Origin of the sequence: Klebsiella sp. CN_Kp066, assembly GCF_040065135.1 — a bacterium.
Lineage (GTDB): Bacteria > Pseudomonadota > Gammaproteobacteria > Enterobacterales > Enterobacteriaceae > Klebsiella > Klebsiella oxytoca.
Genome location: NZ_JBEAIU010000027.1, coordinates 1 through 23,834, shown reverse-complemented (window position 1 = coordinate 23,834; position 23,834 = coordinate 1). Strand labels below are relative to the sequence as shown.

18 protein-coding genes, 2 tRNA genes and 1 pseudogene are annotated in these 23,834 nt (G+C 51.7%); 12 read left to right on the top strand and 9 right to left on the bottom strand.

Going from position 1 to position 23,834, the window contains the following annotated elements:
• Nucleotides 1-94: 94 nt before the first annotated feature.
• On the bottom strand, nucleotides 95-379 hold the full coding sequence (locus ABLV75_RS08470) for a YfcZ/YiiS family protein (RefSeq protein WP_142477797.1): 285 nt from the start codon (nucleotides 377-379) through the stop codon (nucleotides 95-97).
• A gap of 371 nt (nucleotides 380-750) precedes the next feature.
• On the opposite strand from ABLV75_RS08470, the gene fadL reads away from it, so the two are divergent.
• Nucleotides 751-2,115 carry a long-chain fatty acid transporter FadL gene (gene fadL / locus ABLV75_RS08465; RefSeq protein WP_004104187.1) on the top strand — a complete coding sequence of 455 codons (1,365 nt, stop codon included), beginning with the start codon at nucleotides 751-753 and terminating at the stop codon, nucleotides 2,113-2,115.
• 62 nt (nucleotides 2,116-2,177) lie between these two features.
• Here fadL and mlaA read toward each other — a convergent pair whose 3' ends face one another.
• Entirely contained in the window at nucleotides 2,178-2,939 is a 762-nt protein-coding gene (gene mlaA / locus ABLV75_RS08460) for a phospholipid-binding lipoprotein MlaA (protein WP_004104189.1), read from the bottom strand.
• 258 nt (nucleotides 2,940-3,197) lie between these two features.
• Here mlaA and ABLV75_RS08455 point away from each other — a divergent pair, with 258 nt between their 5' ends.
• The 3 genes from ABLV75_RS08455 (at nucleotide 3,198) to ABLV75_RS08445 (ending at nucleotide 5,597) form a co-directional block, all read left to right on the top strand.
• Nucleotides 3,198-4,094, top strand: a complete 897-nt coding sequence (locus ABLV75_RS08455; protein WP_004104191.1) for a formate/nitrite transporter family protein — start codon at nucleotides 3,198-3,200, stop codon at nucleotides 4,092-4,094.
• Between the two features lie 74 nt (nucleotides 4,095-4,168).
• Nucleotides 4,169-4,240 (top strand) — tRNA-Arg (locus ABLV75_RS08450).
• A 487-nt stretch (nucleotides 4,241-4,727) separates the two neighbouring features.
• Nucleotides 4,728-5,597: a hypothetical protein gene (locus ABLV75_RS08445; RefSeq protein WP_004114296.1), complete on the top strand. Its 870-nt coding sequence runs from the start codon at nucleotides 4,728-4,730 to the stop codon at nucleotides 5,595-5,597.
• A gap of 204 nt (nucleotides 5,598-5,801) precedes the next feature.
• Here ABLV75_RS08445 and cynR read toward each other — a convergent pair whose 3' ends face one another.
• Nucleotides 5,802-6,707, bottom strand: coding sequence for a transcriptional regulator CynR (cynR, locus tag ABLV75_RS08440; protein ID WP_023321390.1), 906 nt, complete (start codon nucleotides 6,705-6,707; stop codon nucleotides 5,802-5,804).
• Nucleotides 6,708-6,873: 166 nt separating this feature from the next.
• On the opposite strand from cynR, the gene ABLV75_RS08435 reads away from it, so the two are divergent.
• Nucleotides 6,874-8,061: a cyanate transporter gene (locus ABLV75_RS08435; RefSeq protein ID WP_049127945.1), complete on the top strand. Its 1,188-nt coding sequence runs from the start codon at nucleotides 6,874-6,876 to the stop codon at nucleotides 8,059-8,061.
• A gap of 366 nt (nucleotides 8,062-8,427) precedes the next feature.
• Complete coding sequence (ypdK, locus tag ABLV75_RS08430) at nucleotides 8,428-8,499, top strand: membrane protein YpdK (protein WP_077777854.1); 72 nt, start codon at nucleotides 8,428-8,430, stop codon at nucleotides 8,497-8,499.
• A 41-nt stretch (nucleotides 8,500-8,540) separates the two neighbouring features.
• Here ypdK and alaC read toward each other — a convergent pair whose 3' ends face one another.
• On the bottom strand, nucleotides 8,541-9,779 hold the full coding sequence (alaC, locus tag ABLV75_RS08425; protein ID WP_004104296.1) for an alanine transaminase: 1,239 nt from the start codon (nucleotides 9,777-9,779) through the stop codon (nucleotides 8,541-8,543).
• Between the two features lie 397 nt (nucleotides 9,780-10,176).
• Here alaC and ABLV75_RS08420 point away from each other — a divergent pair, with 397 nt between their 5' ends.
• Nucleotides 10,177-11,856, top strand: coding sequence for a sensor histidine kinase (locus ABLV75_RS08420; protein WP_162098335.1), 1,680 nt, complete (start codon nucleotides 10,177-10,179; stop codon nucleotides 11,854-11,856).
• 11 nt (nucleotides 11,857-11,867) lie between these two features.
• Complete coding sequence (locus ABLV75_RS08415) at nucleotides 11,868-12,608, top strand: LytTR family DNA-binding domain-containing protein (RefSeq protein ID WP_004104300.1); 741 nt, start codon at nucleotides 11,868-11,870, stop codon at nucleotides 12,606-12,608.
• Between the two features lie 43 nt (nucleotides 12,609-12,651).
• Here the strand turns inward: ABLV75_RS08415 and glk are convergent, their stop codons facing one another.
• The gene (glk, locus tag ABLV75_RS08410; protein ID WP_004104302.1) at nucleotides 12,652-13,617 is read right to left on the bottom strand and encodes a glucokinase; all 966 of its coding nucleotides are present in this window, start codon (nucleotides 13,615-13,617) and stop codon (nucleotides 12,652-12,654) included.
• A gap of 262 nt (nucleotides 13,618-13,879) precedes the next feature.
• On the opposite strand from glk, the pseudogene ABLV75_RS08405 reads away from it, so the two are divergent.
• A pseudogene (locus ABLV75_RS08405) lies at nucleotides 13,880-15,114 on the top strand (ion channel protein).
• Here ABLV75_RS08405 and ABLV75_RS08400 read toward each other — a convergent pair.
• The gene (locus ABLV75_RS08400; RefSeq protein ID WP_064355757.1) at nucleotides 15,111-16,772 is read right to left on the bottom strand and encodes a thiamine pyrophosphate-binding protein; all 1,662 of its coding nucleotides are present in this window, start codon (nucleotides 16,770-16,772) and stop codon (nucleotides 15,111-15,113) included. The pseudogene ABLV75_RS08405 and the gene ABLV75_RS08400 overlap by 4 nt on opposite strands.
• 176 nt (nucleotides 16,773-16,948) lie before the next feature.
• Between ABLV75_RS08400 and mgrA the strand changes: the two genes are divergently transcribed.
• Nucleotides 16,949-17,941 (top strand): L-glyceraldehyde 3-phosphate reductase, encoded by a 993-nt coding sequence (gene mgrA / locus ABLV75_RS08395; protein WP_004104305.1) that lies wholly within the window; start codon nucleotides 16,949-16,951, stop codon nucleotides 17,939-17,941.
• Between the two features lie 130 nt (nucleotides 17,942-18,071).
• Nucleotides 18,072-18,419, top strand: coding sequence for a DUF2502 domain-containing protein (locus ABLV75_RS08390; protein ID WP_004104306.1), 348 nt, complete (start codon nucleotides 18,072-18,074; stop codon nucleotides 18,417-18,419).
• Between the two features lie 41 nt (nucleotides 18,420-18,460).
• On the opposite strand, the gene ABLV75_RS08385 is transcribed toward ABLV75_RS08390, so the two are convergent.
• Nucleotides 18,461-19,696, bottom strand: coding sequence for an Nramp family divalent metal transporter (locus tag ABLV75_RS08385; RefSeq protein WP_004114311.1), 1,236 nt, complete (start codon nucleotides 19,694-19,696; stop codon nucleotides 18,461-18,463).
• A gap of 346 nt (nucleotides 19,697-20,042) precedes the next feature.
• Between ABLV75_RS08385 and ABLV75_RS08380 the strand changes: the two genes are divergently transcribed.
• Complete coding sequence (locus ABLV75_RS08380; RefSeq protein ID WP_023329888.1) at nucleotides 20,043-21,245, top strand: NupC/NupG family nucleoside CNT transporter; 1,203 nt, start codon at nucleotides 20,043-20,045, stop codon at nucleotides 21,243-21,245.
• Nucleotides 21,246-21,287: 42 nt separating this feature from the next.
• On the opposite strand, the gene ABLV75_RS08375 is transcribed toward ABLV75_RS08380, so the two are convergent.
• Entirely contained in the window at nucleotides 21,288-23,468 is a 2,181-nt protein-coding gene (locus ABLV75_RS08375; protein WP_004104314.1) for an EAL domain-containing protein, read from the bottom strand.
• 197 nt (nucleotides 23,469-23,665) lie between these two features.
• Nucleotides 23,666-23,741: transfer RNA gene (locus tag ABLV75_RS08370), tRNA-Ala, on the bottom strand.
• Nucleotides 23,742-23,834 lie beyond the last annotated feature (93 nt).

Sequence of the window (23,834 nt, the reverse complement as noted above, 5' to 3'; positions counted from 1 at the left end):
ACATTAAGCCAATCGGGGAACAGAAAAAGTGCGAGCCAAAACACATTGATTAGAAAAGATAACGCCCCTGCGAGGAGGAGCGTTTGGGAAGGGATTAACGCAGGCCGAGCTGGAAAATCAGGGTTTCAGCTTCGCAGCTAAACACGAAATCGATATCCAACTTCACGCCGCCATCAACATCAGTAAAGGTCGGGGTGATTTTGCACGGCTCCGATTCAACATTACGCGCTCTTTCACTCAATGCGGCAAGCATTTCTTCCGCTTCGGCGCGGTTCGCAAACTCGCGGCTATAAGATGCGGTGCAATCGGTGTTGTCCATGATGGTACCAACATCCATACAGCAGCAAACCGGGGTTTCATCAGCACTGCATTTACTCATCGTAGATTTCCTCTGTATATGCACTCAAGGTGCCAGACAAATAATGTGCTTATTTTACGCCCGGGGCATGCCTGCCTCCAGTCGTTAATGGCGACAAAGGAGATAAGTGACCGAAATCACACTTAAAAATGATCCAAAACAAAAAGTGCCTACTTTGGATTGCGGGTACCCCGGCAAATTTGCCAACTGGATCGCGTTTCTTAGATCACAATTGAAAAAACTTATAAACAAACTTGCAACATATCATCTGGTCAGACCTATACTCAGCGCACTGGTCTGATTTCTCTGTCGTAAAGCAGACCCTACACTTCGCGCTCCTGTTACAGCATGTAACATTGTTTAAATAAAAATAACTCTATGAGGTTATGGGCATGAGCCAGAAAACCCGCCTTACCCAATCTGCCCTTGCAGTGGCTGTAGCACTTGTTTCAAGCCAGGCCTGGTCGGCAGGCTTTCAGTTAAACGAATTCTCTTCATCGGGCCTTGGTCGCGCCTATTCAGGTGAAGGAGCTATTGCTGACGATGCTGGAAACGTCAGCCGTAACCCGGCATTGATTATGATGTTCGACCGTCCGACTTTCTCGGGCGGCGCTATTTTTGTCGATCCTGATGTCAACGTCACCGGCAGTTCAGTTATCGGTAATGACGCCAGCCAGGACAATATCGCGCCAACCGCATGGGTACCCAATCTGCACTTTGTGGCGCCGATTAACGACCAGTTTGGCTGGGGGGCTTCTCTGACGTCTAACTATGGTTTAGCCACCGAGTTCAACAATGATTTTGCCGCGGGCTCAATGGGCGGTACAACCGACCTCGAAACCCTCAACCTCAATCTGAGCGGCGCCTATCGTCTCAACGATCACTGGAGCTTTGGTTTAGGCTTTGACGCCGTCTATGCCAGAGCTAAACTAGAGCGCTACGCGGGCGATTTACCGGATATTATCGGCGCGCAGCTACCGGGAATGGTGAAAGCCGGCAAACTCTCTCCGGCCCAGGCCGCGGCAATTGGTCAACAGGCTGGCGGTATCAGCCGCGATACGCAAATCGCTCGTCTGAAGGGTGATGAGTGGGGCTTCGGCTGGAATGCGGGCATTTTATATGAAGTCGATAAAAACAACCGCTACGGCTTAACCTACCGCTCTGAGGTCAAAGTTGATTTTGACGGAGATTATAAGAGCAGTCTGCCGTCATCCCTCAACCCTATTAACTCTGCCCTCGGTCTGGGACTGCCTTACGGCACAGGTGGTTCGACAATCGGCGGTTCTCTGACGTTGAATCTGCCCGAAATGTGGGAAATCTCAGGTTATAACCGCGTAGCGCCAAAATGGGCCGTTCACTACAGCCTGGCTTATACCAGCTGGAGCCAGTTCCAGGAGCTGAAAGCCACCAAAACCAGCGGCGGCGAAACGCTGTTCTATAAAGATGAAGGTTTTAAAGATTCCTATCGTATCGCTCTGGGTACCACCTATTACCATGACGATAACTGGACCTTCCGTACCGGTATCGCCTTTGATGATAGCCCGGTTCCGGCTTCCAATCGTTCTATCTCTATCCCGGATCAGGATCGCCTGTGGCTCAGCGCCGGTACGACTTACGCCTTTAATAAAGATGCTTCCGTCGACGTCGGTGTGTCCTATATGCACGGTCAGCACGTCGAATTTACAGAAGGGCCGTATACCTTTAAATCAGAAGGTAAAGCCTGGCTGTACGGCGCGAACTTTAACTACCGTTTCTAATCAACAGCAGCAACAAAAAAGGGTGAACATCATGTTCACCCTTTTTACTTTCAACCCGACGGTTACTGTGAATCGATATCTTTGAGATCGCCTTCAATCGCCTGAGCGTTGGGGTTCTCATTCGGAGAAAGTTTACCGCCGTTGGCGATAAAATCATGACGCTGGAAGTAAGCTTCACGCATCAGGATATACGGATCGGAGGACTGACGGAGCAAGCCATCGGAATCCAGCAGCTGCGCGCGGGTTTCGACTCCCTCTACCATCCATTTACCAATAGACATCGGCCATGTCAGCCAGGAAAGAACCGGATACAAGTCATCAGCCATATCACCACCTTCATCACGCAGCGTAAAGCTGCCGTAGAAAGGCAACTGCACATAGGGGCCGTATCCCACACCATAGTGACCCAGGGTGCTACCGAAGCGAGCAGGCTCAACGCGTTGCAGTTTTGGATTCGCCATTCCCGCTACATCAACCAGCCCACCCATCCCGAGGAGTGTGTTCAGGAAGAAACGCGTAAAGTGCACCATACCTTTATAGGGATCGCCCTTCAGGAAGGAGTTCACCATTACCGCAGGTTCTTCAAGGTTGCTGGTAAAATTGCTCAGACCATTACGCGCCGGCTGCGGAACGTAATCTCGCCACGCTACGGCAACAGGCCGAAGAACATAAGGATCGACAACATTGTAGTTGAAGTTGAACATGGTTCGGTTAAAACCTTCAAGCGGATCTGAACGCCCCTGCGGTAGATCGCCAGAACCAGAACTGGCGCACCCCACCAGCAATGTGGCGCCAAGCGCAAGCGCCGACAGGCGAAAATTCATAGGTATCTCCCTGTTAATTTTAGCTATCGCTGGGGGTTATCCGAGGACAGCCGCCTCCATTAAGATATCGCCCGTAAGCATGTGCCTGCTTTCAGCATAGCCTTTTTTGGCATCGTTGTTGATGCCCCCGATTCTATACACATTTTGCAATTTCCGTATTGCTAATCTTGTCATTACAAAGAATTTAGGAGCTTATCCACTCCAAATAACCGAAACCGCTCTACGATTATAATAAAGACCAGCCGTTGAGGAAAAGTTATGAAGCCGCAAACTCACCATGATAGTGAAGATGTTGAGGTTGAAAGTGAAGAAAAACAGAATGGTGAAGAAATTGAGGTGGATGAAGAACGCCTGCCTTCACAGGCGATGGCTACGCATGAAGTGATTCGCCAGGAAGGAGAGAAAGAGCTTGAGCGCGATGCCATGGCGCTCCTCTGGTCAGCGATTGCAGCAGGACTCTCAATGGGGGCTTCGCTGGTTGCCAAAGGCATATTCCATGTCCATCTCAGCGAGCTGCCCGGCGGTTTTTTGCTGGAAAATCTCGGCTACACCTTTGGCTTTGTTATCGTCATTCTCGCTCGGCAACAGCTGTTCACCGAGAATACCGTCACCGCCGTCCTGCCGATTATGCATAAACCCACGCTCAGCAATATCGGCCTGCTGTTACGTTTATGGGGTGTTGTACTGGCGGGTAACTTAATTGGAACCGCTATCGCAGCATGGGCGTTCGATGTCATGCCCGTGTTCGATGAACCGACTCGCGAAGCCTTTCTTAAAATCAGCCTGAAGGTGATGCAAAATCCTCCGCTGGAGATGTTTGCCAATGCGATTATCTCCGGTTGGCTGGTCGCAACCATGGTGTGGATGTTTCCCGCCGCAGGCTCCGCGAAAATTATCGTCATCATCCTGATGACCTGGCTTATCGCCCTGGCGGACACTACGCATATTGTGGTGGGCAGCGTCGAGATTTTCTACCTGGTGTTCAACGGCACGCTGCCGTGGCAGGAATTCATCTGGCCGTTCGCGCTCCCGACCCTTGCCGGAAACATCTGCGGTGGGACCTTTATTTTCGCGTTATTAAGCCATGCTCAGATCCGTAATGATATGAGCCACGAGAAGAAAGCCCGTGCGGCTGAAGAGAGAAAAAAGCGCTAAATGGCTATAGATTAAGCAGTTGGGCCGCGCAAGCTTAACGTGCGCCGAAAATAACGCTATAATCCCGGCGCCATGTCCCCTTAGTTAAATGGATATAACGAGCCCCTCCTAAGGGCTAGTTGCAGGTTCGATTCCTGCAGGGGACAATCTGCCTTGTTACATCGGGAAATCCCTGCCTGACACCCCGCCCCCTTTAGAGATATTTTCGTGTTGCAGGCCTGATGCAAGCGATGGCAGCCCGCTGTTCAACCTTCCAGCTACGCTCGTTAACCGGCGTTTATCGAACAGTTTACGTTCTGAGAACTCCCACCTCCAGCTAAAGCACACGATCCCGTATTGTCATTAACGTCGTATACACCTCCGGATTCAATTCACTACATAAATAATTAAATGCAAATCATTCCCTGTAATAATAGCTATCAATTATAATTTTCTATTAGCGATATATTTAATTACTGCAGAAAAAGTGATAGACTGCACGACAGATAACGGTCTGACCCGATTCACCAATTGATATACAACATCATCTCTGATAAATTATTTAGCATGAATTAAACATCATACAATCATCAATACGTAGACAAAATTCAGCTTAAGAAACTCAAAAGCCAACCTATTTTTCATAAGATAATAATGACCATGGAAAGAAAAGAACGGAACATATGGAAACTCAACAACCTTCCGCCACTGGAATATTGTTCAATCTCTCGCGCTCAAAAATTATTAAATTGTGAATTAGAAGATCTGCTTCATTGGCATGATATTGGTGCAATAAGCCTTTGCATCAAATTAGGCAGAACCAACGGAACGTTAAAGAGTGCTATCCGCCATCAGCAGGGCGGCAACAAACCCTATTTTTTTAACACATCAAATATTGATGAATTGAGCAGAAGCGAAAGATCGTGGTCCCCTCACTCCAAAATAAACAAAATTTTTAGATTCAATGAAAGTGAACCGAACCTGGATGCCCAATATGGAACGCCTGTTACCCAGTTAAAACTCCGGGTTTCCGTATCTGGCCTGTGGTACAGCCACACGAGGAATTTAACGGAAGTACTAGAAAACCCCGATAGCATCATTACTGAACAGCGGATCAGCATAATTTCACCGGCAAGAAACGTCCTCTTCTGTCACTTCACCCCCGATGAGGATGAGAAGCCAACCATCACGATGAATAAGCTTTACATCACTAATCAGGCGATTGAGAAAATTTATGAGCATACCATCAGCAGCCGCCCTCTGGAATTTGCAGAAAAACCGCTAAATATAATTGAGGATAAAGAGGTGCATAATCCCTCAATTATTCTTCAAAATAAACTGCTCATTGAATTCATCAATCACATCATTCAAGCCAACCCACACTTTGGTGATAATATTCTAAACGCAACGGAAAACAATAAAAATAAAATATTCAATATCGCAATGGATAGACTAAGGGCAGAAGGCGTGGTCTCCAGCTACGGCAGTATTAATCTCCCGGCATCAGAATACACGCTCAAATGACTAACCGTGAATTTAAACATTAGAATAAAAACCCTTTCTGGCGCCATGAAGCGGTGGCGCATACCTCAGTTTTAAACGTCAAATGGCCTTCAATATAATTTCAGATATGAACCTGACTTCATAATAAGACCATACTTTATGAATTACCAGTCTGCTAATAAGTCATTTCATATAAACATAAATCAACATAACAACAAAGCTCGCTTATTCAGTATCTGTAAGACCTTCACTGATCTTCATCGCAGCCCGATGCGCCATCAGTATAAATTCGCGGGCCGCGGCGCTTTGCCAGGCGCCCTTTCGCTGTAGCAGACATGCGGTTCTCGCGAGTAACGGTGGGGTGAGTTCAATGGCAGTGAGATCGTCACGCGCCAGAATAATGGACGCCGGAAGCAGGGTTGCCAGCGATGTGCGTTCTACCACGGCCAGGAGAGCGCTAATCGAGTTAGCCTCCATCTGAACTTTCGGTTGAATATCACGCTGCCGGCAGTAACGTTCGATTTGCTGGCGAGTCGCGAAAGCGCGACTGAGCAGAATCAGAGATTCCTGACTGAGCGCAGCCAGCTTGACGCGTTCGGCCGTCGCCAGAGGGTGACGCCGGCCTACCACCAGCGCCAGGGTTTCCGAAAGCAGCGGCTGATAAACAATATCTCGCGCATCGTTGCCTTCGAAAGCAATGCCGATATCGAGCTCATCATTGAGCAACATGGTCTCCATTCGCTCCTGGGTCATCTCTTGCAAATCCAGCGTAATATTTGGGTAACGTTGATAGAACGAAGCCACCAGCGGCCCCACAAAGTAAGTCGTAAAGGTAGGCATCATCGCAATACGTAGCGAACCGCGCTGCAGGTCCTCCACATCATGAAGCGCACGCTGCCCCTCAGCGAGCTCCTGCCGCGCCCTGTGCGCGTACGTCAACCACACCTTCCCGGCATCCGTCAGACAAGTATGACGCCCGCTGCGATCAAAAAGCCGTACGCCCAGAGACTCCTCCAGCTGGCGAATCTGTTGCGATAAAGCCGGCTGCGAAATATGCAGTATCGCTGCGGCCCGCGTAAAACTACCTTGTTCAGCAACGGCAATGAAGTAATTGAGATGTCGCAGCAACATGAATTCACTCATAAGCAATTCAAATGAACTCAATCATAAATAAGTATTTTAACTTATCAAACAACAGGCGTACTCTCCCTGCGCCTTTTGACTGATAGCCCCAGGAGATCGCAATGAATTCCCCCCATCCTTACTTCAGCGCTCAACACGCCACGGTCACCCGGCAATGAATCAGACGCAACGTAACGGCGCCATGCTGCTGGTGTTGGTGCTTATCGGAATGAATATGCGTCCGCTGCTGACATCGCCAGGCCCGCTCCTTCCCCAGATACAGCAGGCAAGTGGTATGAGCTTCACGCTTGCCTCCCTGCTCACTGCGCTCCCGGTGATCGCGATGGGTCTGCTGGCGCTTGCCGGCGGCTGGATTAACAGCCGATTCAGCGAACGTCAAAGTATCGCCTTCAGTCTGTTAATCATCGCCGCCGGAGCTTTACTTCGCGAACTGGCGCCGCAGAGCGCGCTATTACTCAGCAGCGCGCTTCTTGGCGGGATCGGCATTGGTATTATCCAGGCGCTCATTCCTGCGGTAATAAAACGCCTGTTTCATCGTCGGACGCCTCAGGTGATGGGACTCTGGTCAGCGGCGCTGATGGGCGGTGGCGGTCTGGGAGCCGCATTTACGCCGTGGCTGGCGCAGCACAGCGCTATCTGGTATCACGCGCTTGCGTGGTGGGCGCTACCCGCAGCGACAGCGCTCCTTTGCTGGTGGCCGCTAAGCAGAACGTTACCTGTCCAGACGCCATCGACAATACAGCTCTCTGTTTTTCGCCATCGTCGAGCGTGGATACTTAGCCTCTATTTTGGTTTGATAAACGGCGGTTACGCCAGTTTGATCGCCTGGCTGCCACCCTACTATATGCAGTCAGGCTATAGCGCGCAGTTTAGCGGTACCCTTTTGGCGTTAATGACCGTCGGCCAGACTGGCGGAGCGCTACTTCTGCCTGTTCTGGCCAGGCATGAAGATCGGCGAAAGCTTCTGATGCTGGCGCTGGCGCTGCAGCTCATCGGCTTCTGCGGCTTTATCTGGCTACCGCAGCAGCTACCGCTTGCCTGGGCTATCTGCTGCGGTATTGGACTTGGCGGCGCGTTTCCGCTCTGCCTGGTACTGGCGCTCGATCACGCGAAGCACCCCGCTATCGCGGGTCGCCTGGTGGCCTTTATGCAAGGAGTGGGCTTTATTATTGCAGGCATTTCCCCCTGGCTTTCAGGGCTGCTGCGGAGCTTAAACGGCAATTTCCTTCCGGGCTGGATGTTTCACGCCGCCTGCGTCCTGGCGTTAATGATCCTCACATTGCGTTTTGCCCCGGCACGCTATCCGCAAGAGTGGCAACATCAGAACTCTGCCACTCGCTAAACCCGTCGAATCCTCTTACGGGATGGTTACCCCATCCCGTATTCAGGCAGAAAAAAGCCCAAAATCAATTAACTATATCCCTACAAAAACCATTGTTAACGACCGTCGCCAGAATGAAATTTAATACCGAATGAAATTAATGTGTCGCCGAATCACGACACTCGTAAGTAACTAAAAATTAATAAAAAAATGGCTCTTGTTTCCCTCATTTTTTAGGCGTACATTAGCGCCATCTGGAGCCGTTTACGCTCAGAATTTACAGCTACCGCCGGCTAAAAAAGTGTCGTTTTAGTTAGCGATAGCTGAGCAGGCAATGAAGAGCAAATTCATGTAAGGCGTCTCGCCGAGAGCGCGGAGTGATGAGTCGTGAAATATTTCTTAATGGGCATTTCTTTTATGGTCATCGTTTGGGCCGGTACTTTCGCCCTGATGATCTAGCTTTAACGGTGTTAAAAAAAGGAGCCTCTCGGCTCCTTTTTTTATTCGTTGCTTTCGCTGGTTAACTTAGCCGCTGCCGGAAGCAGCCCGTCGGCGCGGAACATTGATTTAATACCGCGTACGGCCTGGCGGATACGATCGCGGTTTTCGATTAAAGCGAAGCGTACGTGAGTATCACCGTAATCACCAAAACCGATGCCGGGTGAAACGCAGACTTTAGCATCCTGCAGCAGCTTTTTAGCAAACTCCAGGGACCCCATGGCCGCGTACTGCTCAGGGATCTTAGCCCATACGTACATCGAGGCCTTCGGGCACTCCACCATCCAGCCCGCCTCATGTAACCCTTTCACCAGCACGTCCCGGCGGCGTTTGTACTGTTCGGCGATGTCGCGAACGCACTGCTGATCGCCTTCAAGCGCAGCAATAGCCGCAACCTGCAGAGGAGTGAAAGTGCCGTAATCGTGGTAGCTTTTAATGCGCGCCAGCGCATTAACCAACGTTTTGTTACCCACCATAAAGCCAATACGCCAGCCTGCCATATTGTAGCTTTTTGAGAGCGTAAAGAATTCGACGGCCACATCGCGCGCGCCGGGAACCTGCATAATAGAAGGCGCTTTCCAACCGTCATACACAATATCGGCGTAGGCCAAATCGTGCACGACCAGTACGTCATAACGCTTCGCCAGCGCGACGACTTTCTCGAAGAACTCCAGTTCAACGCACTGCGCTGTCGGATTGGATGGAAAACCGAGGATCATCATTTTCGGCTTCGGATAGCTCTCACGAATAGCGCGCTCAAGCTCGTTAAAAAAATCCACGCCTTCAACGAGGGGAACTGAACGAACCTGAGCTCCGGCAATCACCGCACCGTAAATATGAATTGGATAGCTGGGATTCGGCACCAGCACGGTGTCGCCATGGTCAAGCGTCGCCAGCATCAGATGCGCCAGCCCCTCCTTTGAACCGATGGTCACAATCGCTTCTGATTCCGGATCGATCTCTACGTCATAGCGATCCTGATACCAGCGAGAAATAGCCCGGCGCAGTCGCGGGATGCCGCGAGAGGTGGAATAACCGTGCGTATCGGGGCGCTGGGCAACGGTACATAGCTTTTCAACGATATGCGGCGGCGTCGCGCCATCGGGGTTACCCATGCTGAAGTCAATAATATCTTCGCCGCGGCGTCGCGCAGCCATTTTGAGTTCGGCAGTAATATTAAAAACGTACGGGGGGAGACGATCGATACGCGTAAAACGGCGTTCAGGACTGAATTCAGCCATAGATTCCTCGGATTAACGTTAGCGCCCGGACCGTCCGAGCGACGCGGCTGCAACCGCAGCACGTTTAGAAAATAACCCGAATATTTTCTTCTTGTCGAGAGGTGGATTAAAAAAAATTTTTCACGCTGAAAACGGGCATCATTTCAGCTAAATACGGCAGAAAGAAGCATCCTGGATATCATACTCTTCATTAAATTTAACATTTTGATATCTTTAACTTTACGCAAAAAGCACCGCCTGCGCAGACGCTATTGAAACTCAGCGCATCGTCATTAATCCCCTTTTATTTGTGTGACTTTTCCTCATTCCTCTCTTCGGCTGGTCTTCTGCGACGAGGTTTTCTATCATATTGCTTTCTCGCGATTAACACGGCGCACACATGCACGAAATATTTACTATGCTGCTGGCGGTTTTTGACCGCGCGGCATTAATGCTGATTTGTCTCTTTTTTCTCATTCGCCTGCGCCTGTTTCGTGAACTTCTGCATAAATCCGCGCACACGCCAAAAGAGCTGCTGGCCGTTACCGCCATTTTCTCCCTCTTTGCCCTTTTCAGTACCTGGTCCGGCGTACCGGTCGAAGGTTCACTGGTCAACGTGCGTATTATCGCAGTCATGTCCGGCGGGATCCTCTTCGGCCCCTGGGTAGGCGCGATAGTGGGCGTCATTGCCGGCGTACATCGCTATCTAATCGATATTGATGGCGTCACCGCCATCCCCTGCTTTATCACCAGCATTGTCGCCGGTCTACTCTCCGGGTTAATCAGTCGTAAAGTCCCTAAAGCGCAGCGCTGGAAAGCGGGGATCCTCGCCGGGATGCTGTGCGAAACCTTAACCATGATACTCGTGGTGGCGTGGGCTCCATCGTTCTCGCTGGGGATAGATATCGTTTCAAAAATCGGTATTCCGATGATCCTTGGCAGCGTATGCATCGGTTTTATCGTTTTGCTGGTGCAGAGCGTTGAAGGGGAAAAGGAGGCCAGCGCCGCGCGTCAGGCGAAACTGGCGCTCGACATCGCTAACAAAACGCTCCCCTTGTTTCGCCACGTCAATAGCGAGTCCCTGCGTCAGGTATGCGATATTATCCGCCGCGATATTAATGCCGATGCCGTCGCCATTACCAATACTCAACATGTGATGGCCTACGTCGGCGTCGGGGAAATCAACTACCGGGATAACGACGACTTTATCAGCCCGACAACGCAACAGGCGATTCGCTATGGAAAAATCATTATTAAAAACAATGACGAAGCTCATCGGACGCCGGAAATACACTCTATGCTGGTCATTCCTCTATGGGAAAAAGGTATCGTCACCGGTACGTTAAAAATCTATTATTGCCACGCTCACCGCATAACCTCATCGCTACAGGAAATGGCGATTGGCCTGTCGCAAATCATCTCGACTCAGCTGGAGGTCTCCCGCGCAGAGCAGCTTCGTGAAATGGCTAATAAAGCCGAACTGCGCGCACTGCAAAGCAAAATTAACCCCCACTTTTTATTCAATGCCCTGAACGCGATTTCGTCGTCGATTCGCATGAATCCGGACACCGCGCGCCAGTTAATTTTTAATCTGTCGCGCTATCTCCGCTACAACATTGAATTAAAAGATGATGAACAAATAGACATCAAAAGGGAGCTGTATCAAATCAAGGATTACATCGCCATTGAACAGGCTCGCTTCGGCGACAAGCTGACGGTGATTTATGATATTGATGATGAAGTCAGCTTTATGATCCCCAGCCTGCTTATTCAGCCGCTGGTGGAGAATGCGATTGTCCACGGGATTCAGCCTTGTAAAGGTAAAGGGGTGGTGACCATCGGCATTAATGAGTGCGGAAATCGGGTACGAATTAGCGTTCGCGATACGGGGAACGGTATTGACCCTGCGGTAGTGGCGAGAGTCGAGGCTAACGAAATGCCGGGAAATAAAATTGGCCTGCTCAATGTTCATCATCGGGTCAAGCTGCTGTACGGCGAAGGCCTGCATATCCGACGCCTGACGCCAGGGACCGAAATCGCCTTCTATGTGCCTCACCAGCACGCGCCCCAGGCGGCCAGGGAGTCGCTGCTGTCATGAGCGGAGATAAAATGAAAGTCATCATTGTTGAAGATGAGTTCCTCGCGCAGCAAGAGCTCACCTGGTTGATTAACACCCATAGCGAGATGGAGATTGCCGGCACCTTTGACGACGGGCTGGACGTACTGAAGTTTTTACAACACAACAAAGTCGACGCCATTTTTCTCGACATCAATATTCCTTCGCTGGATGGCGTACTACTGGCGCAAAATATCAGCCAGTTCGCGCATAAGCCCTTTATCGTATTTATTACCGCGTGGAAAGAACATGCGGTGGAAGCCTTTGAGCTGGAAGCCTTTGATTACATCCTGAAGCCCTATCAGGAGTCGCGCATCATTAATATGCTGCAAAAGCTGACCAGCGCCTGGCAGCAGCAGCAGCAGCAGCCGAGCGCCGGTGCGATGCCTAATCCGGCCAGGGAAAATGACACCATTAACCTGATTAAAGATGAGCGGATTATCGTCACCAGCATCCACGATATTTACTATGCGGAAGCGCATGAAAAGATGACTTTTGTTTATACCCGAAGAGAGTCATTTGTGATGCCGATGAATATTACGGAGTTCTGCAACAAGCTACCGACGGCGCACTTTTTCCGCTGTCACCGCTCGTACTGCGTCAACCTGAACAAAATTCGCGAAATCGAACCCTGGTTTAACAACACCTATATTCTGCGGCTTCGCGATCTGGAGTTCCAGGTTCCGGTCAGCCGCAGCAAGGTCAAAGAGTTTCGCCAGCTCATGCATCTGTAGGAAAGTTACCCGGATAAGCGATTTATCCGGGTTAACGTCAGGATTAAAGAACCTGTCCCAGAGTCTGACGCAGGTGGGCTCCGGATCCCAGTAGCCCCGGATTGTCGTGGACGATCAGATAGACCGGGATATCCTGCACGAAGGCTTTAAACCGACCTTTATCTTCAAAACCGCCGCGAAAACCTGAAGCTTTAAAGAAATCGAGGAAGCGCGGCACAATGCCGCCAGCGATATACACGCCGCCAAAAGTACCGAGCGTCAGCGCCAGGTTACCGCCAAAGCGGCCCATAATGACGCAAAATAGCGATAGCGCGCGACGGCAATCGATGCAGGTATCGGCCAGCGCACGTTCAGTCACATCCTTAGGCTGCAGATTTTCCGGCAGACGCCCGTCAGATTTAACGATCGCATGATAAAGGTTCACCAATCCGGGCCCTGAAAGTACGCGCTCGGCGGAGACGTGACCCAGCTCGGTACGCAGCTCTTCCAGAATAATGCCTTCCTCTTCGCTGTTAGGCGCAAAATCCACGTGCCCGCCCTCTCCCGGCAGGCTCACCCAGCGCTTATCGACATGAACCAGATGAGCAACGCCCAACCCGGTACCTGCGCCATAGACGGCTATCGGCTTGCCTTCAATCGGCTTCGCGCCGCCAAACTGAATCAGATGTTCGGCTTTCAACATCGGGATCGCCATCGACACCGCCGTGAAATCATTAATGATTTCCAGATGCGAGAACCCCAGATTTTTTTTCATCTCGGCGATAGAAAATGCCCAGGTGTGGTTGGTCATCGCCACCCAATCGCCGGTAATGGGACAGGCGATGGCTATACAGCCGTCCTCAACCTTGACGTTATGCTCTTCCAGATAGACCTGAACAACAGCTTCAAGACTGGGATAATCGAGCCCGGAATAGGTCTTTGCACGGGAGATCTCCCCGCTTGCCAGATCGCACAACGCCAGACGAGCATTCGTTCCGCCTACGTCCCCTACTAAAGCAAATTTTGTCATTCCGTTACGGCTCCGCTAAAGTCAAAATAATTCTTTTGGCACACTCTAAATTCATGAAGCGCTAACAACAACGACCAACGCATAAGCGCCCCTGGTTTAGCGATCTGCGTCACAATTGAACTGAAATTCATGAAAAATTGAGCATCCTGGCGCTTACAATTTTCAGGTTGCATCATTACTTTATCGTTTCAGCACCATTTGCGTCGACGCTCTTTACGAGTCCATGCAAATTAGTGCCCAGGATACTCAGAAGGATATTTTCATGCTGCACCCACGCGCCAGAACCATGCTCCTATTATCGATACCCGCAATCGTCATTGGTATTGCTTGCAGTCTGGTTTTAATCGTGGCGATGAAAATAGCCGCCGTTTTGCAAAATATCCTGTGGACCAGCCTGCCTGCGAGCGTAGGCATCAATGCCGATGGCCCTTTGTGGACGATGGCTATTCTCACCGGAACCGGCATCGCCGTTGGGCTGATCGTGCGCTTTAGTCCCGGGCACGCGGGACCGGACCCGGCAACAGAGTCGCTGATAGGCGCACCGGTCAGCACCAGCGCGCTGCCGGGTCTGCTTGCGGCGCTGATAGTGGGTCTGGCGGGCGGCGTTAGCCTGGGGCCGGAACATCCTATTATGGTCGTGAATATCGCCCTGGCGGCTGCGGTGGGCAGTCGCCTGTTTCCACGCATTACCCCTCTGGACTGGACGATTCTCGCCGCCTCCGGCACCATCGGCGCGCTATTCGGCACTCCGGTCGCGGCGGCGTTGATATTTTCGCAAACGCTGAACGGCAGCAACGATGTTCCCCTGTGGGACAAGCTATTTGCTCCGCTGCTTGCGGCGGCAGCGGGTTCCCTGACCACCAGCCTGTTTTTTCACCCCCATTTTTCGCTACCGCTGCCTTATCTTTCGGAGCTGCGCTTCGTCGACATTATTAGCGGCGCCATCGTGACGCTTATCGCGATTGCCGTTGGCATGGTCGCCGTCTGGTGCCTGCCGCGTCTACACACGCTGATGCATCGTCTGAAAAATCCTGTGCTTACGCTGGGCGTCGGCGGGTTTTTATTAGGGATTCTGGGCGTCATCGGCGGGCATATCACGCTATTTAAAGGCCTTGATGAGATGCAGCAGTTGCCGGTAAGCCTGACGCTTGGCGCCAATGATTACCTGCTTATTGCCGTGATCAAGCTTGCGGCGCTGATACTTGCCGCCGCCTGCGGTTTTCGCGGCGGGCGTATTTTTCTGCCGTGTTCGTCGGCGTCGCGCTCGGTCTGATGCTGCATGCACACGTTCCCGCCGTGCCGGCAGCCATCACGGTTTCCTGCGCTATCCTCGGCCTGACGCTGGTAGTGACGCGTGATGGCTGGCTGAGCCTGTTTATGGCGGCAGTGGTCGTGTCGGATACCACGCTACTGCCGCTACTGTGCATTGTTATGCTTCCGGCCTGGCTGCTGCTGGCCGGAAAGCCGTTGATGATTGCCAGAAAGCATAGCGATTAAACGCGACTGTTCCTCTCTTCCAGCGCCTGAGTGACCGTGCGCAGAAAGTCGGGGATATCCATTTTGGGCAGCATCACCTCTACCAGCGTCAGTCTGTCTGAGGCGACGCTGCTGTTCATCGCTTCTCTCAGCTCATGCGTGCGAGTCACGCGCCAGCATCGGGACGGGACATCGGGAGCAAAAGCATCAGGCAGACGATTCCAGTCCCAGAGCGCAATATCGTTATACCGCTGCTCGGGGCCGTGAATCGCGCGCTCCACCGTATAGCCTTCGTTATTGAGCAACAGAATCAGCGGACGTTGCTTATCCCTGAGCATCGATCCCAGTTCCTGAATAGTTAACTGCGCTGCGCCATCGCCGACAATCAGCACGACCCTTCTGTCCGCCGCTGCTATTTGCGCCCCGTAGGCTGCCGGAAGGGTGAAACCTATCGATCCCCATAGCGGCTGGACAATCAGCGTTGCGTCAGTGGGCAGCTTAAGCGCGGCGGCGCCAAAAGCCGCGGTTCCCTGATCGGCAAGAATAATGTCTCCCGGGCGGAGCTGTTCCTGCACCGTACTCCAGAAGTTTTTCTGCGTCAGGCTTCCTTCAGGCGCGCCGCTCACCCCGGGCGCCTGAATATTCGGCGGCACCCATTCCCCCGCCAGACTTGCGGAGAGCTCGATGACTATTTCGAGCGCCTTATCCATCGGAACCCGGCTGAACCAATGGTCGCCTACCCGAACGGCAAACGGCTGGATTTCAATCGTTTTTTCCTGCGGCAGATGCTGGGTAAAGCCCGCGGTAATGGTGTCGGTAAAACGGGTGCCGATACAAATAATGGTGTCAGCGTTTTCAATGGCCTCGCGGGTTTCCTCTGCGCTCGCAATCCCGCTGTAAGTGCCAACAAAACCGCTTTGTTGCTCATCAAAAAGCCCTTTGCCCATTAGCATCGTGGCGCAGGAGACGGGCACGCTGGCGACCCATTTTCGGAGAACATTTTGTAGCCCATAGCGCTGAGCAAGAAAATCAGCCAGCAGCGATACGCGACGACGACTTCTGAGCATCCGCTCCGCGTGCTCGCGGAATCCCGCCAGCTGGTTCTCATCGGCAGGCAGACTCGGAATAAGCAAAGGATGTGCAGGGGGTGTCGCTTTTGCCTTCGCCACATCGGCAGGCAGCATCAAATAACCGGGGCGATGATGGGTGAGCATCTCGCTGAGTACGCGGTCAATTTCATGGCAGGCATTTCCCGCCGCCAGTACCGCCTGAGAACAGGTAATCTGCTCGCTCATGCGCGAGAAGTGGCTGAAATCACCGTCGCCCAGCGTATGGTGCAGCAGCTCGCCGCGCTGCTGCGCGCCGGTTGAGGGGGCGCCGACAATATGCAGAACCGGAACATGTTCGGCGTAGCTGCCGGCAATACCGTTAAGCGCGCTCAGTTCGCCGACGCCGTAGGTGGTCAACAGCGCGCCTGCGCCTTTGATACGCGCATAGCCATCAGCGGCGTAGGCCGCGTTGAGCTCGTTAGCGCAACCTACCCACCCTAAATTCTGCTGCGCAATAACGCTATCGAGAAACTGTAAATTGTAATCACCAGGTACGCCAAACAAGCGGTCTATGCCGCAATCTACGAGACGATCCAGCAGATAATCGCCAATGGTATAAGTCGGTTGCATATCCTTACTCTCCTCTCGTGCAGGTAAGTTGAGTATTGAATAAGCAGTTGCGCTGTCCAGATTGCACTCAACAAAGACGGTGGAAAGCAAAATTTACGCGTTCCGGGAGTATACTCGCCGGCAAACATTCTTTAGTGTAAACGTATACACAACCCTGTTTTAAGTGCGGAGGAAGTATGGTTTACCAGGCAAACACCACGCGATATCAAACGATGGAATACCGCCGTTGCGGTCATAGCGGGCTAAAGCTACCGGCAATTTCTCTTGGGCTTTGGCATAATTTCGGCGACGAAACGCGGGTGGAAACCAGCCGTCAGCTTCTGCGTCACGCATTCGATCTCGGCATCACCCATTTCGACCTGGCCAACAACTACGGGCCACCGCCGGGTTCCGCGGAGAGCAATTTTGGTCGCATCCTGAAAGAGGACTTTTTGCCCTATCGCGATGAACTGATTATCTCCAGTAAAGCCGGTTACACCATGTGGGACGGCCCCTATGGCGACTGGGGCTCACGCAAATATCTGATTGCCAGCCTCGACCAAAGCCTTAAACGAATGGGCCTCGACTATGTCGATATTTTCTACCACCACCGTCCCGATCCTGAAACGCCGCTGCAGGAAACCATGCGCGCGCTGGACCATCTCGTCCGCCAGGGGAAGGCCCTGTACGTTGGATTATCGAATTATCCTCTCGAACAGGCCCGGGAAGCCGTCAATATTCTTAACGAGCTGGGCACACCGTGTCTGATTCATCAGCCTAAATATTCCATGTTCGAACGCTGGGTCGAGGGGGGTTTACTCGATTTCCTGCAGAGCGCAGGGGTGGGAAGTATAGCGTTTTCACCGCTTGCCGGCGGCCAGTTAACTAACCGTTATCTGCACGGCATTCCGGCGGATTCCCGCGCCGCCAGCGGCAGTCAATTCCTGCAACCGGATCAGCTTACCGAAAGCAAACTGGAAAAGATTCGTCAACTTGACGCACTGGCCGAAGCCCGCGGGCAGAAGCTCTCGCAGATGGCCCTGGCCTGGGTGCTGCGCGACGAGAAAGTGACTTCGGTATTGATTGGCGCCAGCAAAACCACGCAGCTCGACGATGCGATTGGCATGCTGGAAAACCGCCGTTTCACCGCCGAAGAACAGGCAACGATTGACGCAATCCTTGCGGTGTAAATTCATTTTTACTTTAGCAAAAAGTGCTCTCACTGGCGATTTAGGAGTTCCTCCGATGCGACGGGGCTTTACTGCCCCGTAATATCGGGTTAACAGGCCGACAACGGCCCCGATCGTGAAGGAGAAGAGTATGTTCAGGTCACTGATTTTGGCTGCAGTGCTTCTGGCTTCAGCGCCATTGGTCGCTAACGCTGGTGAAATCACCCTGTTGCCATCAATAAAATTACAAATTGGCGATCGCGACAATTATGGTAACTACTGGGACGGTGGCGGCTGGCGCGACCGTGATTACTGGCGTAAACACTATGAATGGCGCGATAACCGCTGGCGTCGTCACGATAACGGCTGGCATCGCGGCTGGGATAAAGGTAAAGCCTACGAACGCGGCTATCGCGAAGGCTGGAAAGATCGCGACGACCGACGCGGCGGCTGGGGACGAGGCCATGGCGGCCGCGGCCATGGTCACGGGCATCATTAATCGCAAAAGGGAGCCATCCGGCTCCCTTTTTAATTACCTGCTTAACCGACCAGCGTTCCAACAATCAGCCAGCCGTTGAGCACCACAACCACCGCGACAATCGCCCACCCCAGCACTTTCACCCACCGGGAATTAACCAGATCCCCCATCAGCCGCGCATTGCTGGTAAAGATGAGCAGCGGCACCAGCGCCAGGGCGATACCGAAGCTCAGCAAGACCTGGCTCATCACCAGAATACGCGTCGGATCAAGCCCCATCAAAATCACAATGAATGAAGGCAGCATGGTAATGGCCCGACGAAACCACAGCGGGATATGAAAGCGAATAAAACCCTGCATTACGACCTGCCCCGCCAGGGTGCCTACAACCGTGGAGGATAAACCGGCGGCGACCAGGCTCAGCCCAAAGATGGTGGCTGCCGCGTGGCTCAACAACGGCTCCAGCGTCAGATAGGCCTGATCGAGATCGGCAACGCCGGTGTGACCATTGAAATGGAAGGCCGCGGCGGCGGTCGCCATCATGGCCAGGTTAACAAAACCTGCGATTGTCATAGCGATGGCAACATCCCAGCGCGTGGCGTTATAGCGCTCTTTGCGCGTCCCCCCGTGCAGGTGCTGAGTGAGCGACGAGTGTAAATAGATAACATGCGGCATGATGGTCGCCCCCAATACCCCGGCGGCAAGGAATACCGCTTCGCTGGTTGGCAGAGACGGTACGAGCATGCCTTTCGCCAGCGGCGCCAGCGCCGGCTGGGAGAAGATAAGTTCAACGACATAAGCCGCCGCAACAAACAGCAGCAGTCCGCCGATGACTTTTTCCAGCGGTTTTTGTCCGCGGCGCTGTAGCATCAGGATCAGGAACGTCGCGATCCCCGTCAATACCGCGCCCTGCAGCAATGACACGCCGAGCACCAGCTTAAATCCAATGGCTGCGCCAATAAACTCTGCAAGGTCGGTCGCCATAGCGATAATTTCCGCCTGCACCCAGTAAAACCACACCACCGGACGCGGGTAGTGGTCGCGAATTTGCTCTGCCAGATTTTTACCGGTAGCGATACCCAGCTTCGCCGACATCACCTGAATCAGCATCGCCATCAGATTTGCCCACACGACCACCCATAGCAGTTGGTAGCCAAAGCTGGCGCCGGCCTGGATGTTAGTCGCGAAATTACCCGGATCGATATAGCCAATGGCAGCAATGAACGCAGGCCCCATCAGGGCGAGCTTAATCTTGCGCGCTGCGCGACCGCTGCTATTCTCAACGCGACTGTTTGTCATTTTCTGCCTCTGGAAATATAGCCTTTGCTATGTTTTATGCTATCAAAATGCGAATGATTATCAAGTTCATTTAGAGCGATGATAATGATTGCTGTGATAGGGGGGAACGATAGCAGGTCAGTAACTTAAAACCGGGGAACTGATAAATTCTCTTAATCAGTCATCAGAATAGTACAACAGCGCAACTTTTAAAACTTTTACGTAACATAACAAAAATGCATGGTTGATCACTATTTTTGCCATTAGTCACATATCCTTGCAATAGTGTGTGCTGGCTCTCGTTTTCTTTGCGCTTGTTACATAGAATGTGCACAGAAATTTAACCTGCCTCATATTTGGAGCAAATATGGACCGCGTCTTGCACTTTATTCTCGCGATCGTAGTGGTGGCTATTCTGGCCCTGTTGGTCAGCCACAACCGTAAGCAGATTCGTATTCGTTATGTCATTCAGCTGCTTGTCATTGAAGTGCTGCTGGCCTGGTTCTTCCTGAACTCTGACATTGGTCTGGGTTTTGTGAAGGGCTTCTCCGAGATGTTCGAAAAACTCCTCGGCTTTGCCAATGAAGGGACAAACTTTGTCTTCGGCAACATGAACGACAAAGGCCTGGCTTTCTTCTTCCTGAAAGTTCTGTGCCCTATCGTCTTCATTTCCGCGCTGATTGGTATTTTGCAGCATATTCGTATTCTGCCTATCGTCATTCGCGCGATCGGAACCGTACTGTCCAAAATCAACGGTATGGGCAAGCTGGAATCCTTTAACGCAGTCAGCTCGCTGATTCTGGGTCAGTCTGAAAACTTCATCGCGTATAAAGATATTCTTGGCAAAATGTCCCGCAACCGCATGTACACCATGGCTGCGACCGCGATGTCTACGGTATCCATGTCTATCGTAGGTGCGTACATGACCATGCTGCAGCCGAAATACGTTGTTGCGGCGCTGGTACTCAACATGTTCAGTACCTTTATCGTTCTGTCGCTGATTAACCCGTATCGCGTTGACGAAAGCGAAGAAAATCTGCAGATGTCTAATCTGCATGAAGGCCAAAGCTTCTTCGAAATGCTGGGTGAATATATCCTGGCGGGCTTTAAGGTGGCGATTATCGTGGCCGCCATGCTGATTGGCTTTATTGCCCTGATCTCTGCGCTGAACGCCCTGTTCGCCACCGTTACCGGTTGGTTTGGCTATAGCATCTCCTTCCAGGGGATCCTCGGCTATATCTTCTATCCGGTGGCGTGGATCATGGGCGTACCGGCAGGCGAAGCGCTGCAGGTAGGTAGTATTATGGCAACCAAGCTGGTTTCTAACGAATTCGTCGCCATGATGGATCTGCAGAAAGTGGCCGCCACGCTCTCACCGCGTGCGGAAGGTATCATCTCTATCTTCCTGGTCTCCTTCGCTAACTTCTCATCTATCGGCATTATCGCTGGCGCAATTAAAGGCCTGAACGAAGAGCAAGGTAACGTGGTTTCTCGCTTCGGCCTGAAGCTGGTTTACGGTTCCACTCTGGTGAGCGTGCTTTCTGCGTCTATCGCCGCGCTGGTACTGTAATCCCTCTTCGCTAGAGAGAAAGCCGGGCAAGTCCCGGCTTTTTTACGTCCGCAGCTCGCTCAGCGGCTGCGGTTTACCTACCAGATACCCCTGGAGGTAATCGACCCCTAGCTGAAGAAGTTTTTCCCGCTGCTCCGGCGTTTCAACGTATTCCGCCACCACCTTCATCTTTTTAACCTTAGCCATTTCGATAATCGATTTGACCATAATGGCGTCCAGCGGATCGGTTTCGATATCCCGCACGAAGCAACCGTCAATTTTTAAAATATCGGCCTGCAGGCTTTTCAGCCGCTCATAGTTAGCGTAGCCGGTGCCAAAATCATCGATAGCGATAGCGCAGCCGAATTCTCGCAGCTGCTGTATGTTATACATACTGGTTTCCACATCGGAAAACGCCTGCTCTTCGGTGACTTCAATCGTTATCGCCTCCGCCGACAGGTTATAGCGTTTAAAAAGCGAGATAATTTGCGTCGCGCTATCCTTTTGCATCAGCGTATAGGGCAGCAGATTCACGGAGAAGTGCTGCCCTTGATGGTGCCTGAGCGAGCTGAACAGCGTTTCCAGTACCTGCATATCAAAGCGCTGGCTCAGATTAAACTGCGCGATCGGCGGAATAAACTTATCGGGCGTAATGATGTTATTACCGCAGCGCATACGGCAAAGAACTTCATAGTATCCCTTTCCTGCGGCATCGCGGATGGGCTGGGCATACAGTACCAGACCGCGCTCATTAAGCGCCTGCTTAATCTGCGCCAGCAGCCGGACCTGTTCGCTTGTTTGATCGGAAATCTGTTCCTGAGCGGCGTCAAGCGCTAACACGCGACGAGCCGCGCCGGCCTGCTCCGATAGCCAGCTAAGCTGACCAAGCATCGGGTGAATATCCGATTCGGTACCGCTATAGCCTCCCCACGATGCGCCAAACTCGAGATCCAACGTCTGGTTGTTCCAGCTGAACTTCTTATGGTTAAGCGTGGAAACGATATGATTTAAACGCGCCTCAGGTTCAGGGCCGTTTAGCACCAGCAATAGCTCACTACCGGGAAGCTGAAAAATCCGCTCTCCCTGAGACAATAGCGGCTGTAGCTTACAGGCGATTTGCCGTTTGCTCTCAACCCTCATCATCATGCCGTAATGGCGGCTAAGGAAATCCAGATTCTGTATTCGCAGGCTGCTTATAGCAACCGCGGGGTTACGCTGCAGATGACTCTCCAGCGCACGCAAATTGGGCAAACCGGTTAGCGGATCTTCTTCCGCCTGGTCTCGCCATCTGAACTTCATTCTTTCACTGCGCGCGTAGATATCCGCCATATAAAACAGACAGATAGTGAAACAAATTAGCACCGAAAGCACAAATGACAGGGAATATTCAGTTTGTACCCCATGCAAAAAATTCTGGTTATAGGCCACGAGTAAAAATGCTGAAACGGACCACGAAATGCGAATCAGCGTATGCGCCAGACGACTAATACCAATAAAGTATAAAATGAAAATAAGAGGAACTAAATAACCAGCAATAAAAACAGAATCATAAGGCGTACATAGCACCAGTAATATTGCCGCCAGCGCTACAAACCAGTACAGCGTAAATACTCGCTGCTCGCGCACTTGCCATGAATGACAAAGATTGCGCCAGAATACTCGCGCATATCGCGGACTGATAATCATCCGCAACGGATAATAAAAGAAGGTCGTAAAAATTAACGCAGCGCTAATCAGGCTCTGTATATCGATAACGGTGTAGATAACCGACATATTGCCGAAATAGCTGGAAATCGCCAGCGGAAACGAAAAGAAGCGCCCCGCCAGATACATTGTGATCTTGAGCAGAATTGGCGCGAAGAAACCGCCCCAGAAAACCCTCACGCCCATATGTTTCGCCGTCAGCCCGGCGCGCCAGCGCCTTCCAAGCTGATAACGGACAATAGCGCAGGAGAGGAATACCGAGAAGAGCTGGCAAAAAAGCAGGATGACCGCCTGAGTGAAGGTCAGATCGATTATCCAGGCATTGGTAATCGCAAACGCGATTACCAATGGAGCAACGGCATAGCGGCCAAAAATAAAAAGCACAGCATACATTAAGCTCAACGGCAGCCATGCCAGATAAATTTGATTTCCGTCAATAATAGTTTGAGGAGAAATAAATCTGGACAGCGGAATGGCTATAAAGCAGACCAGAAGGGCCAGCAGAGTTTTTTTGATCTTAATGTTAAAATGATCAATCATTATTGTTAATTAAAACTCCTGCGGCAACAAATATATTTAGGCAGCAAATATTATGTTGCTTAATAAAGGCAGGCAAGATTTTAAATAGTGAAAAAATCTGAAATTACTTAACGCGGAGATTTACTGACTTATTCAGAAAGTACTTTACATTTCCCTGATAAAAACAAAAACCCCCGCCGCAGCGAGGGTTCGGAATTTGGTGGAGCTAAGCGGGATCGAACCGCTGACCTCTTGCATGCCATGCAAGCGCTCTCCCAGCTGAGCTATAGCCCCACAGGACCTCTTTACGAACCAAATCTGCTGGGTGCAGGATTTGGTGGAGCTAAGCGGGATCGAACCGCTGACCTCTTGCATGCCATGCAAGCG

Bases quoted from the DNA above. Each gene is read 5' to 3' on its own strand.
- ABLV75_RS08470 (WP_142477797.1), bottom strand. From the start codon at position 379: ATGAGTAAATGCAGTGCTGATGAAACCCCGGTTTGCTGCTGTATGGAT.
- fadL (WP_004104187.1), top strand. From the start codon at position 751: ATGAGCCAGAAAACCCGCCTTACCCAATCTGCCCTTGCAGTGGCTGTA.
- mlaA (WP_004104189.1), bottom strand. From the start codon at position 2,939: ATGAATTTTCGCCTGTCGGCGCTTGCGCTTGGCGCCACATTGCTGGTG.
- ABLV75_RS08455 (WP_004104191.1), top strand. From the start codon at position 3,198: ATGAAGCCGCAAACTCACCATGATAGTGAAGATGTTGAGGTTGAAAGT.
- ABLV75_RS08445 (WP_004114296.1), top strand. From the start codon at position 4,728: ATGACCATGGAAAGAAAAGAACGGAACATATGGAAACTCAACAACCTT.
- cynR (WP_023321390.1), bottom strand. From the start codon at position 6,707: ATGTTGCTGCGACATCTCAATTACTTCATTGCCGTTGCTGAACAAGGT.
- ABLV75_RS08435 (WP_049127945.1), top strand. From the start codon at position 6,874: ATGAATCAGACGCAACGTAACGGCGCCATGCTGCTGGTGTTGGTGCTT.
- alaC (WP_004104296.1), bottom strand. From the start codon at position 9,779: ATGGCTGAATTCAGTCCTGAACGCCGTTTTACGCGTATCGATCGTCTC.
- ABLV75_RS08420 (WP_162098335.1), top strand. From the start codon at position 10,177: ATGCTGCTGGCGGTTTTTGACCGCGCGGCATTAATGCTGATTTGTCTC.
- ABLV75_RS08415 (WP_004104300.1), top strand. From the start codon at position 11,868: ATGAAAGTCATCATTGTTGAAGATGAGTTCCTCGCGCAGCAAGAGCTC.
- glk (WP_004104302.1), bottom strand. From the start codon at position 13,617: ATGACAAAATTTGCTTTAGTAGGGGACGTAGGCGGAACGAATGCTCGT.
- ABLV75_RS08400 (WP_064355757.1), bottom strand. From the start codon at position 16,772: ATGCAACCGACTTATACCATTGGCGATTATCTGCTGGATCGTCTCGTA.
- mgrA (WP_004104305.1), top strand. From the start codon at position 16,949: ATGGTTTACCAGGCAAACACCACGCGATATCAAACGATGGAATACCGC.
- ABLV75_RS08390 (WP_004104306.1), top strand. From the start codon at position 18,072: ATGTTCAGGTCACTGATTTTGGCTGCAGTGCTTCTGGCTTCAGCGCCA.
- ABLV75_RS08385 (WP_004114311.1), bottom strand. From the start codon at position 19,696: ATGACAAACAGTCGCGTTGAGAATAGCAGCGGTCGCGCAGCGCGCAAG.
- ABLV75_RS08380 (WP_023329888.1), top strand. From the start codon at position 20,043: ATGGACCGCGTCTTGCACTTTATTCTCGCGATCGTAGTGGTGGCTATT.
- ABLV75_RS08375 (WP_004104314.1), bottom strand. From the start codon at position 23,468: ATGATTGATCATTTTAACATTAAGATCAAAAAAACTCTGCTGGCCCTT.